We start from the raw sequence: 23,018 nt of genomic DNA on the forward strand, positions 1-23,018 counted from the left end.
GAGTCCTCCGTCACGCGGCAGCGGGCTTGGCGAGCCTGCCATTGTACCATGCTCCCGCAGCCACGATTGCCACCGTCAAAAGCTGCGCGCCTACGGATTCCCAGGTCGGGAACAGGCCCAGCACCGGGATGCGTGGTATTTGCGAGAGCGGCGCGATGTCGATCATGCCGGCCTCCTGCAGGGCAGCCACACCTTTGCCTGCAAGTACAACAGCGAGGACTGCAATGAGCGCGGAGCTATATTTGAAGAACTCGCCTACCGGCAGTTTGGCGCTGAACCGGAGCATTGCCCATGCGATAACCCCCAAGACAAGAACCGCAGAACCAGCGCCAGCGAGAATGACTGCGCCGCTTCCCTGAGCGGTCAGCGCGGCGTAAAACAGGATAGTCTCGAAAACCTCGCGGTAGACGACGATAAAGGCGAGGCCGAACAGGAACCAAGCTGAACTGCGCGATAACGCTTTGCCCAACGTCTCGGTGATGTAGCGCTGCCACTCGCCGGCCTGAGACTTGCCATGCATCCAGATGCCAACTGATAGCAGAACGATGGCTGCAAACAGCGAGCCGAACCCTTCAGTCAGCTCGCGGCTCGCGCCGCTGACGCCGATGAAGAAGGTGGCAATGGCCCACGTAATGGCCCCTGCGATGAGGGCGGCCACCCATCCGGTATGGACATGACGAACCATCTCGCCGCGATCGGCCTTCCGCAAGAACGCGATCATGGCGACGACAATTAGGAGTGCTTCCAGCCCTTCGCGCAATAGAATCGTGAATGCGCCGATGAACGTAGATGCGGTGCTGGCGGCATCGGGCGACAGCACTTCTTCTGCATCACTGAACAGCGTATCGAGAACGGCGATCTGATCCTTGACCTTAGCAACTGGTGCGCCGCGACCGATCATGGCGCGCAGATTGCCCATCTCGCCCTCGATCCGCCCCATCAAGGTCGCGTCGCGCGCCGCGAGCGCTGGTTCGACCGGTTCAAACCCATCGAGATAGGCGGAAAGCGCCAGCTTCTTTGCCGTTTCGCTGTCGCCTGACGCGTAGGCCGCAAAGCTTGCCTGCAATTTCTCATGAGCAACCGTCAGTGATCCTGCCCGAACCTCGGTTAGGGCTTCGGGATGCGCTCGCAAATAGGCCATTACCCAGTCAGCCTTGTCCTGACCGATTTGCCGTCCAAGCGCCGCAGGGGTCACACCCGCGAGCGCGGCCAGATTGGGGATACGGCTCCTCAAGGAAACATCGGTCTTCCAGAGTTGCTCGCCTTTGTCGCTATCGATGAATGCGAACCGGCCAATGTAGAAGGCCAGGTTCCAACGGTCTTGCGACGGCAGTTCAGAGAAACTGCGCATTGCCGTCCCATCCAGACCCTGACCGATGACCTGATAGAGGGCGAAGGGGCTGCGTTCGCGGGCGCGGCCTAAGTCGCGGAAGGCAACAGGCGCTGGATTCAGTTTCGCAGCATCAGGGCCGTGACCGTCGCCGTTGAGGCCATGACAACTCGCACAATTTTCGGCGTAGAGCGCCGCGCCACGCGCAAGGTCTGGCGCTTTGGCCGGGGCGAGTGGTACAGGATAAGTGGCGAGCAAATGGCTGCCGAGCGCCCGCGCGGCTTTCGCTACATCATCGGGCGCAGCTTTCACGGCAATCATGCGCCTAAACGCCTTGGCTTCAGCAATGAGACCCGCGCGATTGGCGGTCACGGGAAGCACGGTAATCTTGGCCTCGACCGCCCCGGAGAACTCGGTCATCTCCGCATATTCCTGGGCGCTCTTCACCTGCCCATCGGCCACAGCACCCGGATAATCGACCGCCACATAGTCAAGCAGACGCCATGCCGTCTGCACATCGTCGTCGCTTGTTCCGGCAAGAGCAGACGTCGCCAATCCTAGCGTGATCGCAAAGAAGGCAAGGATGGTCCGCAGGACGCTACGTGCCGCAAGCGCATGGTTTTGCGAGGAACTATTTGATTCGAGATTGGCCATAGACGTCCGATACAACCTCCAGCTACTGTAGGATCAAGCAGTTTTTGCGAGCCAATCGCAATATGGGGTTTTACGATGGCAGAAGCAGCGCATTTGGCGATCGGCGACCTGGCCCGATTGACCGGAACCAAGGTCAACACGATCCGCTTTTATGAAGACGCGGGATTGCTGCCCCAGGCCGAACGATCGTCTTCAGGTCGGCGCATCTACCGCGACAGAGATACTCAGCGGTTGGCCTTCATTCGTCGAAGCCGGGCTCTAGGCTTCCCTCTTGATGCCGTGCGCGAGTTGCTCACTCTCGCCGACGATGCTGATCAATCCTGCCATGCTGTCGATCGCATCGCTCGCGTTCATTTGACCGAGATTGACCGAAAGATCGCCGACCTTTCTGCACTGCGCAGTGAGCTTGGACGTGTTATCGGCTCGTGCAGCCATGGAACGGTGGCAGATTGCAAAATTATCGAAACACTTGCTCCACGAGCACGGTGATCTCCTGGCGCCCTGGGCACTTCTTTTTTGAGGGAAGCCAGCGTCTGCCGCGTATACGAATGTGAACCCCCTCGTCGGAACGGGCGAAGAGAGACAATGCAGCATTCTTTTAGTCGGCGTCAGTTTATGCGCAGCGGCGCCGTGGTCGGCGGCAGTCTCGCCCTGGCGAACTATTTTCCGGCATGGGCTCAACCGGTTTCGGCGGGCATAACGGCGCCCTTGCCGACGTTGTCCGGCAACGACATCACGCTGCGGATCGCGCGGCAGACGATGATGATCGACGGGCGACCGTCGAAAGCGATCGGAATAAATGGCACGGTGCCGGCGCCGCTCATTCGGCTGTGCGAAGGTCAGACCGTTCGGCTTAATGTCATCAACGACCTCGTCGACGAGGACAGCTCGATCCACTGGCACGGCTTGCTCGTGCCGCCGCAGTTCGATGGCGTTCCCGGCATCTCGTTCCCTGGCATCCGCCCGCGTTCAAGCTACCTCTACGAATTTCCCGTCAAGCAGAGCGGCACCTACTGGTATCACAGTCATTCGGGGCTCCAGGAGCAACTCGGCCATTACGGCCCGATCGTCATCGACCCTGCTGGCGAAGACCCGATCAAATACGACCGCGAGCACGTGATCGTCCTATCCGACCACAGCCAGATTTCGCCCGAGGGCATCTTTCGCCGAATGAAGGTCGATCCGGGCCACTTCAACTTTCAGCGTCAGACGCTCGCCGGCCTGCTTGCGGGCCGCGACCAGACAGCGAAGGACCGTCTTGAATGGGGCAAAATGCGGATGGACCCGACCGATGTCTCCGATGCAACGGGTCCCGCCTACACATATCTCGTCAACGGGCACGGCCCCTTCGACAACTGGACTGCGCTTTTCACCCCAGGACAGCGCGTGCGGCTGCGGATCATCAACGCGTCGGCCATGACCACGTTCAACGTGCGTATCCCAGGGCTTCCGCTCACCATAGTTCAGGCCGACGGGCAGAACGTGATGCCGGTCGCGGTCGACGAATTCCAGATCGGGGTCGCCGAGACCTACGACGCCATTGTGACGCCGACTGAAGACAAGGCGTTCACACTGGTTGGCGAGGCGGTCGACCGATCGGGCATGGCGCGCGCGACGCTCGCCCCGCGCCCTGGCATGGCGGCCGAAGTTCCGCCGCTTAGAAAGCGCCCGCTCGCGACGATGAAGGACATGGGCATGGGCGACATGTCGATGGGCGGGATGGAAGGCATGGACATGTCGGTGGGCGCTCAGCGCGGCGTAGACACGACCGCAGAACAGAATTCCTCAGCCAAGCTCGCTACCGGCGCGATGGCCGCGATCTCGGCGGCGATGGATCACGGCGACATGCCGATGGACCATGCAGGCATGGCCGGAATGGACCATGGCGCGGCAACTGGCGCGGACGCCATGGCCGGCATGGCCCCTGGTGCAATGGGAACGGCGCAGGGCCCAATGGCCGGGATGGATCATGGCTCCATGGACATGGGGTCGATGAAGATGCGCGACTTCTCGAATGCGCCGCAGGTTAAGAAAGGCCCTGGGGTACAAACCATCTCGCCGATGCCAATGGACCGAACTGGCGAGCCCGGCCAGGGCCTCGAGAACGTCGGCCACAAGGTGCTCACCTACCGCGACCTGATGGCGCTCGAACGGAATCCCGACGTTCGTGCGCCGTCGCGCAGCATCGACATTCACCTCACCGGCAACATGGAGCGCTTCATGTGGTCGTTCGACGGCGAGAAAATGTCAGACTTTCACGAACCGATCCCATTCATCGAGGGCGAACGCGTTCGGGTCAATCTCATCAACGACAGCATGATGGGGCATCCGATCCACATTCACGGCCATTTCTTTGAGCTCGTGACCGGGCATGGCGACCGCGCGCCGCGCAAGCATACCGTCATCGTCCAGCCCGGCGGCAAGGTGACCTGGGACTTTACCGCCGACGCGGTCGGCGACTGGGCATTCCACTGCCACCTTCTCTACCACATGCACGCCGGAATGATGCGCACGGTGAGCGTGCGCCCCAAGGGAGAGGCGGCGTGAACCGCCTTTTCGCCGCGCTCACGACCACGTCGGCCCTTGCCCTAACGGTTGCGGCGCCCGCGCAGGCTCAGTCCATGCAGAACATGCCCGGCATGTCGATGCCGATGCCGTCCAAGAAGCCAGCAGCCAAGCGGCCCGCAGCTAAACGGCCGACCCCGCAGAGACACCCGACCGCGCGGAGGACCGCCCCCGCCCGCCACCCGCCCGCCAAAGCCGGTCGCGAGCCGATGGAAAATATGCCCGGCATACCGGGTATGTCTGACGGTGCCGCTCAGTCGCAGATGACCGGAATGGATCACCGCGCCATGCCGATGCCTGGCGCACCAGCACAGTCGGGCACGATGGAGGGCATGGATCATAGCGCCATGCCGGGGATGGAAATGCCTGCTGATCAGGCCGGCCATGATATGTCGGGAATGTCCAGCACCGAACAGACGGGCACCAACCTGCCTGCCGGGAATGCACCGGCGCCGCTGCCTCCAATGGACCATTACGCCGACCGACAGTTTCCGGCCGGCGACATGCAGCAGTCGCGCAGCTCGATGATGAGGGAGAGCGGCGGCCAATCGTTCAACCAGGTCATGTTCAATCTAGCTGAGTACCAGGCGCACAAGGGACGCGATGGCTACCGTTGGGATGGAGAGGCGTGGTTCGGCGGCGACGTCAGCCGGCTGACCCTCAAGTCCGAAGGCGAGGGTGCGTTTCGCGAAGGCGTCGAGAGCGCCGAGATCCAAGCGCTCTACAGCCGCGCGATCGGCCCGTACTTTAACCTGCAGGCCGGTGTCCGCCACGACTTCGAGCCCGGGCGACCCACGACCTACGCGGCCGTGGGCTTCGAGGGCCTGGCTCCCTATTGGTTCGAGGTCGAGGGCGCATTGTTTTTATCCGACAAGGGCGATCTGCTCGCCCGGCTTGAGGGATATTACGATCAGCGCATCACCCAGCGCCTGGTCCTGCAGCCTCGCGTCGAACTCAACCTGGCCGCTCAGGACGTGCCCGCGACCCGCACCGGCGCAGGCTTGTCGAGCGCCGAACTGGGGCTGCGTCTGCGCTACGAAATCAGCCGACAGTTCGCGCCGTATATCGGCGTCTCATACGAGGCGAAGACGGGGCAAACCGCGCGCTACGCACGCGCGGAGGGTGAGGATCCCACTCGTACGAGCTTGGTCGCCGGCGTTCGGTTCTGGTTCTGACGGAGCGAGAAGCGAAACAACCGCCGGTAAAATGGTTAGGAGAGGACAATGGAGCAGATGCAAGAGAAGTCGGGGATGATGAACCCCTACATCAGCCTCGCGATCCAGACGCTGGTCAGCGGGGTGATCATGTATCTCGTAATGTTCGTCATGATCGACGGCCTCTCGAGCTTCTACAACAATCTCAACATGGTCTACATGACGCTGATGATGGTCGCGCCGATGGTGGTACTGATGATCGTCGCGATGAAGCACATGTTCCCGAACACGACCGCAAACATGACGATCCTCGGGATTTCGGCGGTGGTGTTTCTCGGGTCTTTCGCCCTTGTCCGGACCCAAACGACGATTGGTGACCGCGCATTCCTCCGCTCGATGATCCCGCACCATTCTGGAGCGATTCTGATGTGCCAACAGGCCTCCATCCGAGATGCGGAAGTCAAAACGCTTTGCAGCAATATCATCCGTTCGCAGCGCCAGGAGATCGATCAGATGGAAGCCATCCTGAAGCGCATGTGACATCAACATCACGGCCCTGAAGCTTTCTGCGAGGAGCGAGAGCTGCCAGAGATTTTTCGATGTTATCGAATCGCATGCAACCTAGCGCTCGCCCTCAAATCTCGCCCAGCATGGCTTTCAGTTTGGCCCGGGCTCGGTAGAGACGCGTCTCGATGGTCTTTTCACTGACCCCGAGCACGGCGGCGGCCTCGGCCTGGCTCAGTTCCTCGACCGTCCGCAGCACGAGGACGTCGCGCAGACGTGCAGGCAGTCTTGAAATCGCGGCGACCACGCGGGCCAGCTCGGCCCGGTCTGAGGCGAGGACATCGGCGGGGGCGGCATCGTCGGAGATGTCGACCGCGTCTTCGATCGGCGCCGCGCGAACGAAGAATGACCTTACCTTGCGCCGCCGTGCCCAATCCCGGCATTTGTTGAGCGCGATCCTCTTGAGCCATACCGGAAACGGTCGGTTTCCGTCGTAGCGGCCGATTGCGGCAAAGGCCGCAACGAAGGTTTCCTGAGTCAGATCGAGCGCTTCGTGTTGATCGCCAATCGATGCTCGCACGAGGCGGAACACGGCTTCGCGATGGCGGGCCAATAGCGCGCGGCAGGCGTCCTGCTGACCGGCAAGTACCAGTGCCGCGAGCTCCGCGTCGCTGCCATCGGACAGCGACAAGCTCACCGCGTGTCTGAAGGTGTGTTGTCGGGCGCGAGAGCCTTGGTGACAGTCCGATCAAACATTGCAGCCTGACCTGGCCGCAGCACGGCACGCATGGCGAAAAGGTGTTCGAGCGTTTCCTTTTGCATCTGGCCCATGACCATGTGCGTGTGGTCGATGGCGGCTGTCACTTCCGGCCCATAACCGTGTTCCGCCTGCATCGCCGATGCGAGATGGGCATTGGCCGCGCGCATCTCGAGTTCGAGCGCCCTGCGCCGCGTGGCGAAGCGCTGCTCGATCGCCTCGATCTTGGCTCGCTGCGCCGCGTCGAGATTCAGCTCGCGGTGAAGCAGTGCATGAAGTTCGGTTTCGGTCTGCCGCTCAGGCGCGAAGATCGTCCTGCCGGCATATGTCCCCGCCAATGCCGCCAGGAAGGCAACGACCGCGATCAAACCGAGACGTTTGCCCCAACTCACGGATGGACATCCAGCAGCGTCGAGGGTGCCAGCGGGTTGTTGGGCGCGAATGGCGAGAGCGGCTGAGCGACCGCCGGTTCGCCGCCGATCAGTCCGCCCCCGGCTATTCCGAGAGCCAATGCGAATGCGGCGGCAAAACCCATGAGCTGGGGGGCGGCAGATGCCTCCTGGCGCCTGGCCGCAAGGCCGGCGAGCACGGTACCATCGATCATCGCCAGATCAGCAGGAACTGGCAAAGCGCCGAGTCGGCGAAGCGTTCGATCAAGGTCGGACACAATCGGTCTCCTAAGGTCCTTGTGAGCATATACGCGGGCCATCGCCCGATCCCTCGGTAAAATCGAATTGAGCGACGTGTGAGGGATGCGCTTTACGGCTGCGTATTTGCCCATGACACGCAGCCAAGGAGTTTGCTGATGCGCCTGCCCCGTCTCGTTCTCGCCATCGCCGCCATGGGACTCGCTTTCCCACAGCTTGCCGCTGCTCACACGAGGCTCGTATCCTCGAGCCCTACCGCCAACGCCACGGTTGCCGCTCCGACGAAAATTGAGCTTCGCTTCAGCGAGGCGGTGATCGCTGCAACGACGCGGGCAGAGATCGCGATGACGGGCATGCCCGGAATGGGCAGCCACGCGCCGATGCCGATCACCGGCTTCACTGCCCAAATGGGCAAGGATCGCAAGTCGATGACGTTGCTGCTGAGGCGGCCGCTCACTGCCGGCACCTACAGAGTCACCTGGAACACTGCCGGAGCCGACACGCACCACATGGGCGGCAATTTCAGCTTCACGGTGCGGTAAGACCACATGGACAACCTGCCCGTCATCGCCATCCGGTTCGTCCTTTATGCCGACCTGATGGTGTTGGCGGGCATGTCCGCATTTTCCCTCTATGCGCTCACTAGCCAGGAGCGCGATGCGGACGAATTGCCGCTGGCGAAACCGGCGATTGCCCTTTCGCTTGTCGGATTTTTGTTCTCCGGTTTCGGCATGATGGCGCTCGCTGCCTCAATGACCGGCGCCAGCATCTGGGCCGTGGACCACGAGGTTCTGAAGGAATTGATCGCTGAAAGCGCGATCGGCAGCGCCTGGATCGTACGAATGGTCGCGCTTGCGGTAGCGGTCCTATCTGCATTTGCACTGCAGCCGCGTCGATCGATTGCCCGCATTGGCCTTCTCGGGTCGACGGCGCTCGCCATCACAACGATGGTCTGGACCGGTCATGCCGGGGCCACGGAAGGCTGGATGGGTACGATCCACCGGCTCAGCGACATGGTCCACATGCTGGCAGCGGCGGTGTGGATCGGCGGGATCGCCGCGCTCTCCCTGCTCCTATTCCGTCCCTTGAGGCATCAGACAGCGGCCCGGCTCACGATGACGTACCGCGCGCTCGAGCAGTTTGCGCGGGTCGGCTCGCTTGCGGTGGCTCTGATTGTCATCACCGGCGGCATCAATTGCCTCGCGGTCGTGGGCTTCCCGCACTTCACGCAGTTCCCCCTGACGCCATACGGCAAGATGCTGATTGGCAAGCTGCTGCTGTTTGCCGCGATGCTAGTTATCGCCGCGCTCAATCGCTGGCGCCTGACACCCGCGCTGAGCTTCGGAATCCGCGATGACAACCCGACCTCGGCCGTGACCGGCCTCAGGCGAAGCCTGCTGGCTGAGGGTAGTGCCGCACTTGCGATCCTCGCCCTGGTCGCTTGGCTCGGCACCCTGGACCCGCTGAGCGCCACGGGATGAAATGGCTATTGACCCTGACATGATGTGAAGGTCCATGAAGTGGCGACTGAAGGAGCATTTAGCATGGCCGAGTCGCATCACGATCACCACCGCCACGGCGCCCATTCCGGGTCGCCGGTAGCGGAACTGGCAGTAGATCCTGTCTGCGGAATGAGCGTCGATCCTGCGGTTACACCGCATGTCGCGACCCAAGCCGGCGCGCACTATTACTTCTGTAGCGCCGGGTGCCTCGCCAAGTTCAACGCCGATCCGACACGTTACGCAAGCGGCGCGCCGCAGCGATCGGAGCCCGTGCCCGAAGGAGCAGTCTGGACCTGCCCGATGCACCCCGAGATCCAGCGGCCGGGTCCGGGGAGCTGCCCGATCTGCGGCATGGCGCTGGAGCCGATGACCCCGACGCTGAATAGCGGGCCATCCGCCGAATACTCCGACATGAAGCGGCGCTTCGTGATCGGGCTCATCCTCGCGTTGCCGGTAGTCGTGCTCGAGATGGGCGGACATCTTTTGGGCCTGAGCCAAGTGATTGGCCAGCAGTTGTCGAACTGGCTGCAAATGGCGCTCGCGACGCCGGTCGTGCTCTGGGCGGGCTGGCCGTTTTTTGAACGTGGCTGGGCCTCGCTGAAAAGCCGCCATCTCAACATGTTCACACTGATCGCGATGGGAACGGGTGTCGCCTGGGTCTACAGCATGGTGGCGACGCTCGCGCCGGATGTCTTCCCGATGGCGTTCCGCACGGCCCACGGCGCGGTTCCGGCGTATTTCGAGGCGGCGGCGGTGATCACCGTGCTCGTCCTGCTCGGCCAGCTGCTCGAACTGCGCGCACGCGAGACGACGAGCGGCGCGATCCGTGCCTTGCTCGACCTCTCGCCCAAGCTCGCGCGACGGGTTCGTGCCGACGGAGCGGATGAGGAGATTACTCTCGATGCGGTTCTGGTCGGAGACACTCTGCGAGTTCGTCCGGGCGAGAAGGTGCCGGTAGACGGCGTGGTCCTCGACGGCCGCGGCACGGTCGACGAGTCGATGGTGACCGGCGAGTCCATGCCCGTCACCAAGGAAGCTGGCTCCAAGCTGATCGGAGGCACGATCAACCAAACCGGCGGCCTTGTCATGCGCGCCGAGAAGATCGGGCGCGACACCATGCTCTCGCGCATCGTCCAGATGGTCGCCGATGCGCAGCGCAGCCGTGCGCCGATCCAGCGGCTAGCCGATACGGTTTCGGGCTGGTTCGTTCCCGCGGTGATCGCAGTCGCGGTGCTGGCCTTCATCGTCTGGTCGCTCGTCGGTCCGCCCCCTGCCATGGGCTATGGCCTGATCGCAGCGGTCGCGGTGCTCATCATCGCTTGCCCCTGCGCTCTTGGTCTCGCGACACCGATGTCGATCATGGTCGGGGTTGGGCGCGGTGCCCATGCGGGCATCCTGATCAAGAACGCCGAAAGCCTCGAACGCATGGAGAAGGTCGACACTCTCGTCGTCGACAAGACGGGCACGCTCACGCAGGGCAAGCCGGCCGTGGTCGCTGTCGAGACGACTGAAGGGTTCGGCGAGGACGAAGTGCTGCGCCTTGCCGCCAGTCTCGAACGCAGCAGCGAGCATCCGCTGGCGCTTGCCATCGTCAAGGCCGCGGAGGACCGAAACCTGTCCATCAGCGAGCCCAGCGAAGTCGACCAGCCTGTCGGGAAAGGGATCACAGGTCTCATCGACGGGCGCCGCATTGTCGCGGGCAATGCACGCTTTCTGGACGAGCAGGGCATTGCGACGGTCGATCTCGGCGCGCGGGCCGACCGGCTTCGCAGCGGAGGCGCGACCGCGATCTTCCTTGGCGTCGACGGCAGGATGGCAGGCGCCATCGGCATCGCCGATCCCATCAAGGAAACAACGCCTGCAGCGCTCAAAGCGCTCGCCGAGGCGGGCCTCCATGTCATCATGCTGACCGGCGACAATCGCGTCACGGCAGAGGCGATCGCCCGCCGCCTGGGTATCGCGGATATCGAGGCCGACGTTCTTCCCGACCAGAAGAGCGCGGTCGTCAAGCGCCTGAGGGAACAGGGCCGGATCGTCGCGATGGCCGGCGACGGTGTGAACGATGCGCCCGCGCTCGCCGCCGCCGACGTCGGCATCGCCATGGGCTCGGGGACCGATGTCGCGATCGAAAGCGCGGGAGTGACACTGCTCAAGGGCGATCTGACCGGCATTGTCCGCGCCCGCCACCTCAGCCATGCGACCATGGGAAACATTCGCCAGAACCTGTTCTTCGCCTTTGCCTATAATGTCGCAGGCATACCGGTGGCGGCTGGCGCGCTGTACCCGTTGTTCGGCCTGATGCTTTCACCCATCATCGCGGCGGCGGCGATGGCCCTCTCCTCGGTCAGCGTCATCGGCAATTCCCTACGCCTCAGGAGGGTCGCGCTATGAACTTGTCCAACAAGCGGGCCTGGCTGCTTGCGGCAGTGTCAGCCGCGCTGATCGCAGGCTATCTGCTCTACCCTGAGCATCGACAGCATCTTTTTGGCCTGGTCCCCTATGCCTTTCTCTTCGCGTGTCCTCTGCTACACTTCTTCCACGGCAGCCATCATCATGGCCAGCATCGACAATCGGGTGAGGAGCGCCCGTGAACATCGGACAAGTCTCGAAGGCGACGGGCGTGTCGCAGCGGATGATCCGTCACTACGAGGGTATCGGATTGATGCCGTCGCCCGATCGACGCGACAATGGCTATCGTGATTACCCTTCACGTTCGGTCGAGCGCCTGCGCTTTATCGCTAACGCCCGCGATCTTGGCTTCTCGGTTGATGAGATAGGCGCACTTCTCAGTCTTTGGGACGACCGCGAAAGAGCCAGCAGCGAAGTCAAGGCCATTGCCCTTGTGCATGCCGAAGAACTTGCCCGCAAGGCGGCGGCACTTGAAGCGATGCGCGGCACTTTGCTTGAACTGGTTGCAGGGTGCAGCGGTGATGCGCGGCCCGATTGTCCAATTCTAGCGGGACTTGCAGAAGAGCGGCAGCGCTCGCCCCAGGAATTGACAGTAGCCCATCGCAGGCCGAAAGAAGTCATGTGAAGCGCTGGTTCTCTCTGCTGTTGCTCGTCGGAGCACTGCTTGGCCTAATGGGCCAGGAAGCGGCATTCGCGCATGTTATCCCGGTCGAAAAGGCGGAGCAAGGGGTGGCCGCCGCGCAGATGAGCCCCGAATGCGCGGAAATGATGGGTCTCGCGAAGCAGAAGCCACAGTCCGGGAAGCCCTGTGAGGGCATGACGCCTGACTGCATCGCCAAGATGGGCTGTTCAGTACCGGTGGCGCTTTTGCCGCCGCTGGCATCCGATTCAGCACTGCAATTCCGAGCCATGACCCCGGAACTCGCCCCGGCATCGCCCTTGATGGGCCGCAGTTTGGGCCCCGAGCCTGAACCACCCGCACGCCTTGGCTGAACATTAGCGGCGCGTGGCGAACCTGTGCGTTCGCCTCGTGTCTCTCCGCAGTTCAACCAAGGATTATTCAAATGAAGACGATTTTGACGCTCGCCGCTGTTGCGGCAGCACTCGCTACCACATCCATTGCCTCGGCTCATGACAATGCCGGGGGCCATTGGGAATGGCGCAGCCAGCCCTCCTTTGGACCCAAGTCGACCCGCCCCTCGCGCGTCCGCGTCTGGGTCAAGGACGGCGAGACCAGCATGGCTAATTGCGACTGCCCCATGATGAAGACGGATGCTTCCGGTTGCATGATGAACATGCCCGGCAAGACTGGGGCGCCGTCGGCGGGCTGAGGCGATTGCCTGGCCGATAGCCGACAATGAACACGGCCGGGCGCGTGGTGCCGGCGGAGTATGCCCCCTTCGCCGGCGCCCGTTTGTCCAGCTTCACGTTTCGGCATTGGCCATGGCTCTCCCGATTAGGAGATTCCCATGCGATTGATTGTTCTGGCGCCGCTGCTCGCGGCGATCCCGGGCGTAGCGCTGGCCGAACCGCTGACGTTCGATGCCGCACTTCTGCGTGCAGCACGCGAGGCGCCATCGCTCAAGGCGAGTACATCCGGTGTCGATGCGGCACGCTCGTCTGCCGTCGCCGCAGGCAGATTGCCCGATCCGACAATCAATATCGGCATCGACAATTTTCCGGTTTCGGGACCGCCCGCCTTCACCTTCCAGGGCGACAGCATGACAATGGCGAGGATCGGGATCGAGCAGCCTTTCCCCAATCCTGCCAAGCGCCGCGCCCAGCGAGACCGCGCACAAGCGGAAATCGGCATTGCCGAGGCAGGGGCTGCGGTCGAAGCGCAGAACGTCCGGCTTGAGACCGCGCTTGCGTGGGTCGATCTCTTTTATGCCAAACGACGGCTCGCACAGTTGCAGGTTCTCGATCAAAGTCTCGGCGAGCTCCAGGCGACCGTTTCAGCCAGGCTGGCCTCCGGCTCGGCGCGACCCAGCGCGGCGCTCGAACCCGACCAACTGCGCGCTGCCGTCAACGACCGGCGCAGCGAGCTTGCCGCCGATGTCGCCAAGGCACAGGCGCGTCTGGCGCGCTTTACCGGCGATCCTGAGGTCGACGTTTCGGGCGATCCGCCCATCCTCGAGGTCGACCGCGCGAAGCTTGTCGCGGGACTTGCTTCGCTTCCGAGCCTACAGGCGCTCGACGCGAGTGTCGTCGCTGCGGACGCGGAAACCGAACTCGCCCGCGCCGACAAGCGCCCCGATTGGCGTGTCAGCACCTCCTATGGCCGCCGCGACCCCGCCTACGGGGATATGGTGTCGGTCGGCGTCAGCATCGATCTGCCGCTCTTTTCGAGGCGCAGACAGGATCCGAAAATCGCCGCGAGTGCGAGCGAGGCGGAGCGGGCTCGGCTGCTGCGCACGGCGGGAGAACGCGAACTCGTGGCCGCGCTCGACGGCGATCTTGCCGACCATGTCATGCATCACCAGCGGCTGATGAATGCGCGCAATACGCTGGTGCCGCTCGCCAAGCGCCGGGCTGAGCTAGACATGGCGAGCTATGCCGCAGGCAAGCTCGATCTCGGCAGCGCGCTGCTTTCGACGCTCGCGCTGGCCGAAGCCGAGGACGATGCGCTGTCGCGCGAGGCCGACGTCGCGCGCGACGCGATCAGGATCAATTTCACCTATGGGGAGATGCGGCCATGAGCATGGACGCGAAGCAGGCCGTGCGCTGGGGCGCCGGAGTTTTGGCAATCGCACTGATCGCGGGCGGCGGAGGCTATTGGCTTGGTCAACGCGGGGGAACCGCAAGCGAAGCCGGATCGACGCAAGCAGCACGCAAGATCCTCTATTGGTACGATCCGATGGTGCCGGCCGAGCACTACGACAATCCCAATTCGCTTTCGTCGATGGGGATGAAAACCGTCCCCAAGTACGCAGATGAAGCGCCTGCCGCGAACGCAGTGCCCGGAATCAACATCGATCCCGCCGCGCGCCAAAACCTTGGGCTGCGGGTCGTCGCAGCCGAGGTCGGCAGCCTACCGTCCGCGCTCAGCGTCACCGGCACGATCGATTTCAACCAGCGGAACGTGGCGATCGTTCAGGCGCGATCCGGCGGTTTTGTCACTCGGGTTTATGGCCGCGCCCCAGGCGATGTAATCGGCGCGGGGACACCGATCGCCGATGTGCAACTGCCCGAATGGGGTGGCGCACAAGGCGAGTTCCTTGCCGTGAGACGGCTCGGTAGGCCGGACCTGACTGCCGCAGCACGGCAGCGACTCAAATTGATGGGCATGTCAGACGGTTTGATCGCCCAGGTCGAGCGCACCGGACGGACCAATGGCACAGTGACCATCTCTTCGCCGATAGCGGGCGTGATCCAGACACTCGATGCTCGTGCAGGCGTGACGCTCGCCCAGGGCCAGACATTGGCGCAAGTTACTGGCATCGGATCGGTCTGGCTCAACGCCGCAGTGCCGCAGGCGCAGACTGGCGCAGTTCGCATTGGCCAGAGCGTGAACGCGACGCTTGCCGCCTTTCCCGGCGAGACTTTCACCGGGCGGATAATCGCCATCCTACCCACGACGCAGCCCGAAAGCCGAACGTTGACCGTGCGCATCGAACTCCCAAATCGCGGCGGACGGCTCCGCCCTGGCATGTTCGCAAGTGTGGCCCTCGGCGGCGATCAGAACCAGGCCCTCCTCGTTCCGAGCGAGGCGGTGATCCGTACTGGCGCGCGCATCCTCGTCATGCTCGCGCTGAGCGATGGTCGATACCGCCCTGCCGAGGTTCGCACGGGCCGTGAAGGTGGCGGCAAGACCGAAATCCTTCAGGGCCTGAGTATTGGCGAGAAGGTCGTCGCCTCGGGCCAGTTTCTGCTCGATTCCGAAGCAAGTTTGACCGGCATCGCTGCGCGCTCGCTGGAAGGCGGCAAATGATCGCGTCCATCATCCGCGCCTCGGTCAGGGCGCGCAATCTGGTGATTGCGGCGGCACTGGTGCTGACGGCAGTCGGCGTAATGGCCGTTAGGACCACGCCAGTCGACGCGGTTCCAGACCTGTCCGACGTGCAGGTGATCATCCGCACGACCTACTCCGGTCAAGCGCCGCAGATCGTCGAAAACCAGGTCACCTATCCCATCGCCTCGACTATGCTCTCGGTGCCGGGCGCGCGGGTGGTTCGCGGATATTCCTTTGTTGGCGACAGCTTCGTCTATGTGCTCTTCGACGACGGCACCGATCTCTACTGGGCGCGAAGCCGCGTGCTCGAATATCTGAGCCAGGTGCAAAGCCGCCTCCCCGAAGGGGCGAAGGCATCTCTCGGTCCCGATGCAACCGGGGTCGGATGGATCTACGAATATGCGCTGGTCGACAGGACGGGTCGGCACGATCTCGCCCAACTACGTTCAATCCAGGACTGGTTCCTGCGTTTCGAGCTCAAGACCGTGCCCGGTGTCGCCGAGGTCGCGAGCATCGGCGGCATGGTCAAGCAGTACCAGATCGTGCTCGATCCGCAGAAGCTCGCGGCTTACGGGGTCACCGCCGATCAGGTTGCGGAAGCCCTGAAGCGTTCCAACCAGGAGACTGGCGGAGCGAGTGTCGAAATGGCCGGCGCCGAATATGTGGTGCGCGCGAGCGGTTACCTCAAAACCCTGGACGACTTCCGCGCCGTGCCGATCCGCACTGCGGCGGGCGGCATCCCTGTGACGCTGGGCGATGTCGCTACCGTCCAGGTCGGACCAGAGATGCGGCGCGGCATCGCCGAGCTCAATGGCGAAGGCGAAGTTGCCGGCGGCGTCATTGTCATGCGCCAAGGACAGAACGCGAGGGCGGTGATCGACGGCGTCAGGGCAAAGCTCGAGGAACTCAAAAAGAGCCTGCCGCCCGGTGTCGAGATCGTTTCGACTTATGACCGTTCAGGGCTAATCGACCGCGCGGTCGAGAACCTGGGCCACAAGCTCGTTGAGGAATTCGTCATTGTCGCGCTCGTCTGCGCGCTGTTCCTCTGGCACGTGCGCTCGGCGCTGGTGGCAATCCTGACGCTGCCGCTTGGTATCCTGATCGCATTCATCGTGATGCGGCTGCAGGGCCTCAACGCCAATATTCTGTCATTGGGCGGCATCGCCATTGCCATCGGCGCCATGGTCGATGCGGCGGTGGTGATGATCGAGAACGCCCACAAGCATCTCGAACGCTGGCGTCAGGCCCATCCCGACAGCGAGCCGGACAAGCCCACACGCTGGCTGATTGTCACACTCGCCGCCGAAGAAGTCGGCCCGGCGCTGTTCCTAAGCCTCCTCATCATCACGTTCTCCTTCCTGCCGATATTCACTTTGCAGGGGCAGGAAGGGCGCCTGTTCGCGCCGCTCGCCTTCACCAAGACCTTTGCGATGGCGGCGGCCGCGTTCCTTTCGATCACACTCATCCCGGTGCTGATGGGGCTGCTTATCCGGGGACGCATTCCCAGCGAGGAAGCCAACCCGGTCAACCGCTGGCTGGCGCACATCTATCGTCCGGCAATCGACTGGGTACTCGACCGGCCAAAGCAGGCACTGCTGATCGCCGCCCTGATCTTCGCTACCACGCTCTGGCCCATGTCCCGGATTGGCGGCGAGTTCCTGCCGCAGATGAACGAGGGTGACCTGCTTTACATGCCCTCGGCGCTGCCGGGCCTCTCACCGGCGGAGGCTGGCCATTTGCTTCAGCAGACCGACCGGTTGATCAAGACCGTGCCCGAGGTCGAGAGCGTGTTCGGCAAAGCCGGCCGTGCCGACAGCGCGACCGATCCCGCTCCGCTCGAAATGTTCGAGACGACGATCCGCTTCAAGCCGCGCGACCAGTGGCGTCCGGGAATGACACCCGAGAAGCTGGTCGATGAGCTAGACGCACGGGTGAAAGTGCCGGGCCTCGCCAATTTCTGGATTCCGCCGATCCGCAACCGCATCGATATGCTCGCAACCGGGATCAAGAGCCCGGTTGGGATCAAGGTCGCGGGGGCCAACCTGGCCGAGATCGACCGCACGGCAAAGCAGATCGAACAAGTGGTCAAGGGCGTGCCCGGCGTAGCTTCTGCGCTAGCCGAGAGGCTGACCGGCGGGCGTTACATCGATGTCGATGTCGACCGCAACTCAGCGGGCCGATACGGGCTGAACGTCGCCGATGTCCAGGCAGTGGTCTCGGGTGCGATCGGCGGCGAGAATATCGGTCAGACCGTCGAAGGTCTCGCCCGCTATCCGATCAGTCTGCGCTATCCCCGCGAAATTCGCGATAGCCCGGACAAACTTGCAGCCCTGCCGGTGCTAACGCCCTCGGGTCAGCAGATCACGCTCGGAACCGTCGCCTCGATCAGAGTCAGCGACGGCCCGCCGATGCTGCGAAGCGAAAACGGCCGGCCGGTCACCTGGATCTATGTCGATGGCCGTGACCGCGACATGCAGACGCTGGTCCATGACATTAGCCAGACGATCGCCAGCCAAGTCAAACTCCCACCCGGCGTCAGCATCTCTTATACCGGTCAGTACGAGTTTTTCGTCCGTGCCAAGGAACGGATGAAGCTGGTCATCCCGGTGACGCTAGCGATCATCTTTGCCCTGCTGTACTTGACCTTCCGCCGCTGGGACGAAGCGCTCTTGATCATGGCCACGCTGCCATTCGCGCTGACCGGCGGCCTATGGTTGCTCTACTTGCTGGGCTACAATCAGTCGGTGGCGAGCGCGGTCGGGTTCATCGCGCTCGCTGGCGTTGCCGCCGAGTTCGGCGTGGTGATGCTGATCTATCTCAAGCAGGCACTGGAAGCGCGCGAAGATGGCGACGTTGCCGCAGCAGTACGCGAAGGCGCGCTTTTGCGTGTGCGGCCCAAGGCGATGACGGTCGCGGTGATCCTCGCCGGTCTCTTTCCGGTTCTGGTCGGTGGCGGCACCGGTTCGGAAGTCATGAGCCGCATTGCCGCCCCGATAGTCGGCGGCATGCTGACCGCACCGCTGTTGTCGATGCTCATCATTCCCGCGGCCTATCTGCTGATGCGCCGCAAATCCCAAGCGCATGTTCAACCCGATGGAGAAGTGAAGTGAAAAAATCCCTGATAATTGCGTCGAGCCTTGCCCTGGTGGCTTCGCTCGCCGCCTGTAAGAAGGAAGCCGAAGCGCCGAAACCCGCTGAGAGTGCTGCCGCAAATGCTGGCAGCATGTCCGACATGCCGATGGCCATGGAGATGAAGCATGGCAAGGGTGTCGGGACTGTGACCGAGATCGACGCGGCCAAGGGCATGGTGACGCTGGATCACGGCGAGATCGCGGAACTCCAGTGGCCCGCCATGAAAATGGGATTTGCCATCAAGCCGGATCTGCTCTCTGGCATCAAGGTCGGTGACAAGGTGAGCTTCGAGATCGACTGGGATGGCAAGGCCGGGACAGTCACGAAAATTGAGAATGCCTCGAAGTGAGCTGAGCAAGCCAGCGCAAGCCCTAGATGGATCCTGGGCTGGCTCTGCCCGCCCTTGATCGGCGTAGCGGCATTTTCAGAGCTGCACGATTTCCCCGTCTCCCTGAGTGAATTCAGTAGGTTTGCGGTCGAGCAAGTCCAACACGACTTCAGCCTGACGGTATAGTTTCGTACCCTTCGGCGTTACGAAGATCGGGCAGTCCACAGGATCGGATGACGCCTCCGCGATAGTGGGCTAATGTTCGTAAGCGCAACTGGGATAGACAATTTGCGCTAGGGGGACACCGTGAAGATCTATTCCGTTGCGATCGAGAATTTCCGCGGCATCCGCTTGACCAAACTGGTACTGCCCGACCATGCCGTACTGATCGGTGATAATAACACCGGCAAGTCGACGGTCCTCGAAGCCATTGATCTTGCATTGGGTCCTGATCGACTGAGCCGCCGGCCACCAGTCGACGAGCATGATTTCTATGGGGGCAAGTATCTTGCAGCCGTTGCCACACAGGAGGCAGAGGTAGAGGGCGAGGCCGCTGGAGCAGCGCTAGTAGAACCGGCAGATGCGCCAAAGATCACTGTCGAAGTAGTCATCACCGACCTTTCCGAGGAGCAACAGGCGCGGTTTGGCGGGAGCATTGAATGGCTCGACGTTGTATCCGGCGCTTTCTATACTGACGAAAATCCGGCGGGTGTCGATGCCTCGAATATTAGAGCGGCGCTTCGGGTCACCTTTCTCGGCTCATATGATCCCGATGAGGACGATTTCGTCGGCAAGACCTATTATTCGCGGAGTTTGACGGAGGAAGAGACACCAACGCCCTTCTCGAAGAAGGACAAACAACACTGCGGTTTCCTCTTCCTGCGCTCGTTAAGAACTGGATCACGGGCGCTGAGCCTTGAGCATGGAAGCCTGCTCGATATCATCCTGCGGCTGAAGGAGATTCGGCCGCAGATGTGGGAAGGCACGATCGGGACGCTCGCCGCGTTCGACGTGGCGAGCGACCCAGCGATCGGGATTTCCGGGGTTCTCGAAAGCATCGACAAGTCTCTGAAAAAGTATGTCCCGCGTGAGTGGGGCGTGAAGCCCCATCTCAAGGTCTCAAATTTAACCCGGGAGCATCTCCGTAAGGTCGTGACCGCTTTCATCGCGACAGGGGATGGCGACCACGCTGCACCATTCTATCGACAGGGAACAGGGACGATCAATATGCTCGTCCTGGCAATGCTCTCGCAGATCGCCGAGGATAAGCAGAACGTCATTTTCGCGATGGAGGAGGTCGAGACAGCGATCCCGCCATATGCTCAGAAGCGCATTGTCCACGAGCTGCGCAAGCTCGCTGCCCAGTCAATCGTTACATCGCACTCGCCCTACGTCCTCGAGGAGTTCAAGCTCGATGAGACGGTGATCCTGTCGCGATCGAACGATGGCGTCCTATCGCACGCCGAGATTGCTCTCCCCGATAGCGTCAAGCACAAGCGCTATCGTCAGGAATTCCGCACGCGCTTTTGCGAGGGCCTGCTGTCACGGCGGGTGCTCATCGCAGAAGGCGCGACCGAGGCAAGTGCGTTCCCAGTCGCGGCGCGACGGCTGTCGGAGCTGAACCCGGCCGTTTATGCTTCGCTGGAGGCGCTCGGCATCTGCGTAATCGACGCTGGCACTGAGACCCAAATCGCGGACCTCGCCGGCCTCTATAAGGGGCTCGGAAAGCGGACGTTCGGGCTGTGTGACAAGCAGACTGATCCCGCGAAGGCGGACATTGAGGCGCAGGTCGAGCGCCTTTTCATGCACGAAGAAAAGGGGATCGAGGATCTCATCCTGAAGAACACGACCCAAGCCGCCCTTGAGCGATTCGCCGATGCGCTTGATTGGCCGCCGCATCTGGCCGCGAAATTTCCCGATCCAAAAGCCAACGCGATTGCAGCTCTGAAGGAATATTTCGGGTGGTCGAAGGGCAACTGGGGGATCGCTGATTTCCTGGCCCAGTGCACGGAAGCTGAGATACCGACGTGGATTCGGGATGCATGCATCTCGCTCAAGGCCATCTGCGATCCGCCGCCAATGCCGCCTGCGCCTCCCCCGGGGGACGGAGTGGAAGCCAACGCTGAGCCTGTCGAATAGAGGGCGCAATGGTCGATCTGACGGAAGCTCAGAAGGACGTCTTGAAGGCCGACGGGCACCAGCTTGTCGTTGGCGGGCCGGGTTCTGGGAAGACCATGGTTTCGATCCTTAAAGCGGCGAACATCTCTCGTGAAACGCTCAGGCCAGGGCAACGCATTCTCTTCCTGAGCTTTGCGCGCGCGACTGTATCTCGCGTGTTCGAGGCCATCGACGAGGAGCAGTCGGTTACGAAGGAAGTGAAAAAGAGGATCGAGGTCGATACCTACCACTCCTTCTTCTGGCGCATCCTCAAAGCCCACGGATACCTCGTCGGATTTCCCCGTAGGATGACAATTCTGACGCCACCGAATGAGGCGATCGCGTTGTCGGCCATCCGAAGCGGCTTTAAGTCCAATTCCAAACTATCTGACGATGAAAAGGCGCAAAAAGCTGCTCTTGAAGTCGCTGAGCGCATGCGACTGGCGACCGAGGAGGGCAAAGTATGCTTCGATCTATTTGCGGAGCGCGTTGCCATCCTCCTTCATGGCTCCGCAAAGGTCCGCGAGCTGATCTCGACGATGTACCCATTCATCATCTTGGACGAATTTCAGGACACCAGCGCCGAGCAATGGCGCGCAGTCGAGGCGATTGGAAAGAGCAGTACGCTCATCGCGCTGGCCGACCCCGAGCAGCGCATCTTTGATTTCATCGGTGCTGATCCGAAGCGCCTCGACCACTTCAAGGACGCATTCAAGCCGTCCACCCACGATCTTGCTGGGGAGAACCATCGGAGCAAGGGAACGGATATTACCCATTTCGGGAACGACCTTTTAACAGGCAAATTTCGGCAAGAGCCCTATCAGGGTATCGATTATGAGGGGTTCGCTTCAAATCCCAACCAAGCCTTTGCCTCGTTGGTCGCCCAGGTCTTGAAGGCTAGGAAGCGGCTCATCGAATCCGGCCATCGAGACTGGTCGCTCGCGATCCTCGTTCCCACGAAGCGGATGACCCGACTCGTTTCTGACAACCTTTGCGAACCCTTCGGCAACGTGCCGCCAATAGCGCACACAGCGGCTGTCGATATGGAGGGGCCGATCCTGGCGGCAGAGGTCATCGCATTCCTGCTCCAGAAGCGCGATCATGACAGCTGCTTCGACGAGTTCGTCGACGTCCTTTGCAGCTTCTTCCACGGGCGAGGCGGGGCGGTGCCGACCAAAGGTGATCTGACTGAAGCTGCTCGCTTCCGGGCCGCTTTGGCGAAGTGGAACGACTGCGTCGCGAAAGGCAAGCCTGCGGCGGCGAATAGCGTCCTCCAAGCCACGTTTGCGGTTCATCAGGCCGTTGCGGCAGTGAAGCTTAGCGGCGACCCCAATGCTGATTGGTTGGCGATACGAGCGGTCCTCGAGGGCGGAGGGTGTGCTCGCCTCGCCGAGATTGCCAAGGAAGTTCGAAATGTCCGCTTGCTGGAACGGGGGACCCAGCTCCGCCAAGGCCTATCTCAGGATTGGCGGAACTTCGGGGGCTATCGAAATGCCCTCGGGATCACGCGCCAAGCGTTCGTGCAGGAACATTTCGCGACGGCGCAAAAGCCTGAGTCGGGCGTCGTTGTGATGAACATGCACAAAGCCAAGGGAAAGCAGTTTGATGAGGTCATCATATTCGAGGGATGGCCGAAGCGGGTGAAGGGCGAGATTGTCGGCAATCCCGACCGCATCGTTGGCGGCAATTACCGTGATGGCGCGATGACGCAGGCCCGACAGAATCTCCGAGTCAGCGTCACCCGCGCAAAGGTTCGCACGACGATCATGTCCCCGAAGGACGACGTTTGCGTCTTGCTTATCCCCGAACCGGATTAACGGGCCGTCCCTTACTCATGTGTTGGAAAGCAGCCGGCTCGTCCTTCGGTCTCCGGAATGTGTGGCAACTTTCAAAAATTCGAAATGGTCTTCTGAATTGCTGAAACTGG

21 protein-coding genes are annotated in these 23,018 nt (G+C 62.1%); 17 read left to right on the forward strand and 4 right to left on the reverse strand.

Annotation, left to right across the window (positions count from 1 at the left end; all coding sequences use genetic code 11):
• Positions 1-10: 10 nt before the first annotated feature.
• Entirely contained in the window at positions 11-1,984 is a 1,974-nt protein-coding gene (locus HHL27_RS11650; protein WP_169493562.1) for a cytochrome c/FTR1 family iron permease, read from the reverse strand.
• Positions 1,985-2,059: 75 nt separating this feature from the next.
• On the opposite strand from HHL27_RS11650, the gene HHL27_RS11655 reads away from it, so the two are divergent.
• The 4 genes from HHL27_RS11655 (at position 2,060) to HHL27_RS11670 (ending at position 6,243) form a co-directional block, all read left to right on the forward strand.
• On the forward strand, positions 2,060-2,473 hold the full coding sequence (locus HHL27_RS11655) for a MerR family transcriptional regulator (RefSeq protein WP_169493563.1): 414 nt from the start codon (positions 2,060-2,062) through the stop codon (positions 2,471-2,473).
• A 96-nt stretch (positions 2,474-2,569) separates the two neighbouring features.
• Positions 2,570-4,531 carry a copper resistance system multicopper oxidase gene (locus tag HHL27_RS11660; protein ID WP_169493668.1) on the forward strand — a complete coding sequence of 654 codons (1,962 nt, stop codon included), beginning with the start codon at positions 2,570-2,572 and terminating at the stop codon, positions 4,529-4,531.
• Positions 4,528-5,724: a copper resistance protein B gene (locus tag HHL27_RS11665; protein WP_420874055.1), complete on the forward strand. Its 1,197-nt coding sequence runs from the start codon at positions 4,528-4,530 to the stop codon at positions 5,722-5,724. Before HHL27_RS11660 ends, HHL27_RS11665 begins: the two co-directional genes overlap by 4 nt.
• A gap of 48 nt (positions 5,725-5,772) precedes the next feature.
• A complete protein-coding gene (locus HHL27_RS11670; protein ID WP_240959701.1) occupies positions 5,773-6,243 on the forward strand; it encodes a DUF305 domain-containing protein in 471 nt (156 codons plus the stop codon).
• Positions 6,244-6,337: 94 nt separating this feature from the next.
• Here HHL27_RS11670 and HHL27_RS11675 read toward each other — a convergent pair whose 3' ends face one another.
• Genes HHL27_RS11675 through HHL27_RS11685 form a run of 3 tightly spaced genes read right to left on the reverse strand, consistent with a single transcriptional unit; the run spans position 6,338 to position 7,631 of the window.
• On the reverse strand, positions 6,338-6,898 hold the full coding sequence (locus tag HHL27_RS11675) for an RNA polymerase sigma factor (protein WP_206069547.1): 561 nt from the start codon (positions 6,896-6,898) through the stop codon (positions 6,338-6,340).
• 2 nt (positions 6,899-6,900) lie between these two features.
• On the reverse strand, positions 6,901-7,356 hold the full coding sequence (locus tag HHL27_RS11680; RefSeq protein ID WP_169493565.1) for a periplasmic heavy metal sensor: 456 nt from the start codon (positions 7,354-7,356) through the stop codon (positions 6,901-6,903).
• Positions 7,353-7,631, reverse strand: coding sequence for a hypothetical protein (locus HHL27_RS11685; protein ID WP_169493566.1), 279 nt, complete (start codon positions 7,629-7,631; stop codon positions 7,353-7,355). Before HHL27_RS11685 ends, HHL27_RS11680 begins: the two co-directional genes overlap by 4 nt.
• A 138-nt stretch (positions 7,632-7,769) precedes the next feature.
• On the opposite strand from HHL27_RS11685, the gene copC reads away from it, so the two are divergent.
• The 13 genes from copC to HHL27_RS11750 all read left to right on the forward strand — a co-directional run bounded on the left by copC (position 7,770) and on the right by HHL27_RS11750 (position 22,908).
• Positions 7,770-8,153, forward strand: coding sequence for a copper homeostasis periplasmic binding protein CopC (gene copC / locus HHL27_RS11690; RefSeq protein WP_169493567.1), 384 nt, complete (start codon positions 7,770-7,772; stop codon positions 8,151-8,153).
• 6 nt (positions 8,154-8,159) lie between these two features.
• A complete protein-coding gene (gene copD / locus HHL27_RS11695; protein ID WP_169493568.1) occupies positions 8,160-9,092 on the forward strand; it encodes a copper homeostasis membrane protein CopD in 933 nt (310 codons plus the stop codon).
• A 63-nt stretch (positions 9,093-9,155) separates the two neighbouring features.
• Positions 9,156-11,504, forward strand: coding sequence for a heavy metal translocating P-type ATPase (locus tag HHL27_RS11700; RefSeq protein WP_169493674.1), 2,349 nt, complete (start codon positions 9,156-9,158; stop codon positions 11,502-11,504).
• Complete coding sequence (locus HHL27_RS11705; RefSeq protein ID WP_206069548.1) at positions 11,501-11,704, forward strand: DUF2933 domain-containing protein; 204 nt, start codon at positions 11,501-11,503, stop codon at positions 11,702-11,704. Before HHL27_RS11700 ends, HHL27_RS11705 begins: the two co-directional genes overlap by 4 nt.
• Positions 11,701-12,147 (forward strand): Cu(I)-responsive transcriptional regulator, encoded by a 447-nt coding sequence (cueR, locus tag HHL27_RS11710; protein ID WP_169493569.1) that lies wholly within the window; start codon positions 11,701-11,703, stop codon positions 12,145-12,147. Before HHL27_RS11705 ends, cueR begins: the two co-directional genes overlap by 4 nt.
• Positions 12,144-12,515 (forward strand): hypothetical protein, encoded by a 372-nt coding sequence (locus HHL27_RS11715; protein WP_169493570.1) that lies wholly within the window; start codon positions 12,144-12,146, stop codon positions 12,513-12,515. The genes cueR and HHL27_RS11715 overlap by 4 nt, the downstream gene beginning before the upstream one ends.
• Positions 12,516-12,586: 71 nt before the next feature.
• Positions 12,587-12,853, forward strand: coding sequence for a hypothetical protein (locus HHL27_RS11720; RefSeq protein WP_169493571.1), 267 nt, complete (start codon positions 12,587-12,589; stop codon positions 12,851-12,853).
• 138 nt (positions 12,854-12,991) lie between these two features.
• A complete protein-coding gene (locus tag HHL27_RS11725; RefSeq protein ID WP_169493572.1) occupies positions 12,992-14,221 on the forward strand; it encodes a TolC family protein in 1,230 nt (409 codons plus the stop codon).
• A gap of 158 nt (positions 14,222-14,379) precedes the next feature.
• On the forward strand, positions 14,380-15,453 hold the full coding sequence (locus tag HHL27_RS11730) for an efflux RND transporter periplasmic adaptor subunit (protein ID WP_240959703.1): 1,074 nt from the start codon (positions 14,380-14,382) through the stop codon (positions 15,451-15,453).
• The gene (locus HHL27_RS11735) at positions 15,450-18,584 is read left to right on the forward strand and encodes an efflux RND transporter permease subunit (protein WP_169493574.1); all 3,135 of its coding nucleotides are present in this window, start codon (positions 15,450-15,452) and stop codon (positions 18,582-18,584) included. Before HHL27_RS11730 ends, HHL27_RS11735 begins: the two co-directional genes overlap by 4 nt.
• Positions 18,581-18,955, forward strand: coding sequence for a copper-binding protein (locus HHL27_RS11740; RefSeq protein WP_338114885.1), 375 nt, complete (start codon positions 18,581-18,583; stop codon positions 18,953-18,955). The genes HHL27_RS11735 and HHL27_RS11740 overlap by 4 nt, the downstream gene beginning before the upstream one ends.
• A gap of 285 nt (positions 18,956-19,240) precedes the next feature.
• A complete protein-coding gene (locus tag HHL27_RS11745; RefSeq protein WP_169493575.1) occupies positions 19,241-21,073 on the forward strand; it encodes an AAA family ATPase in 1,833 nt (610 codons plus the stop codon).
• An 8-nt stretch (positions 21,074-21,081) separates the two neighbouring features.
• Complete coding sequence (locus tag HHL27_RS11750; protein WP_169493576.1) at positions 21,082-22,908, forward strand: UvrD-helicase domain-containing protein; 1,827 nt, start codon at positions 21,082-21,084, stop codon at positions 22,906-22,908.
• Positions 22,909-23,018: the final 110 nt, after the last annotated feature.

This window comes from Novosphingobium olei (assembly GCF_012927405.1).
GTDB lineage: Bacteria > Pseudomonadota > Alphaproteobacteria > Sphingomonadales > Sphingomonadaceae > Novosphingobium > Novosphingobium olei.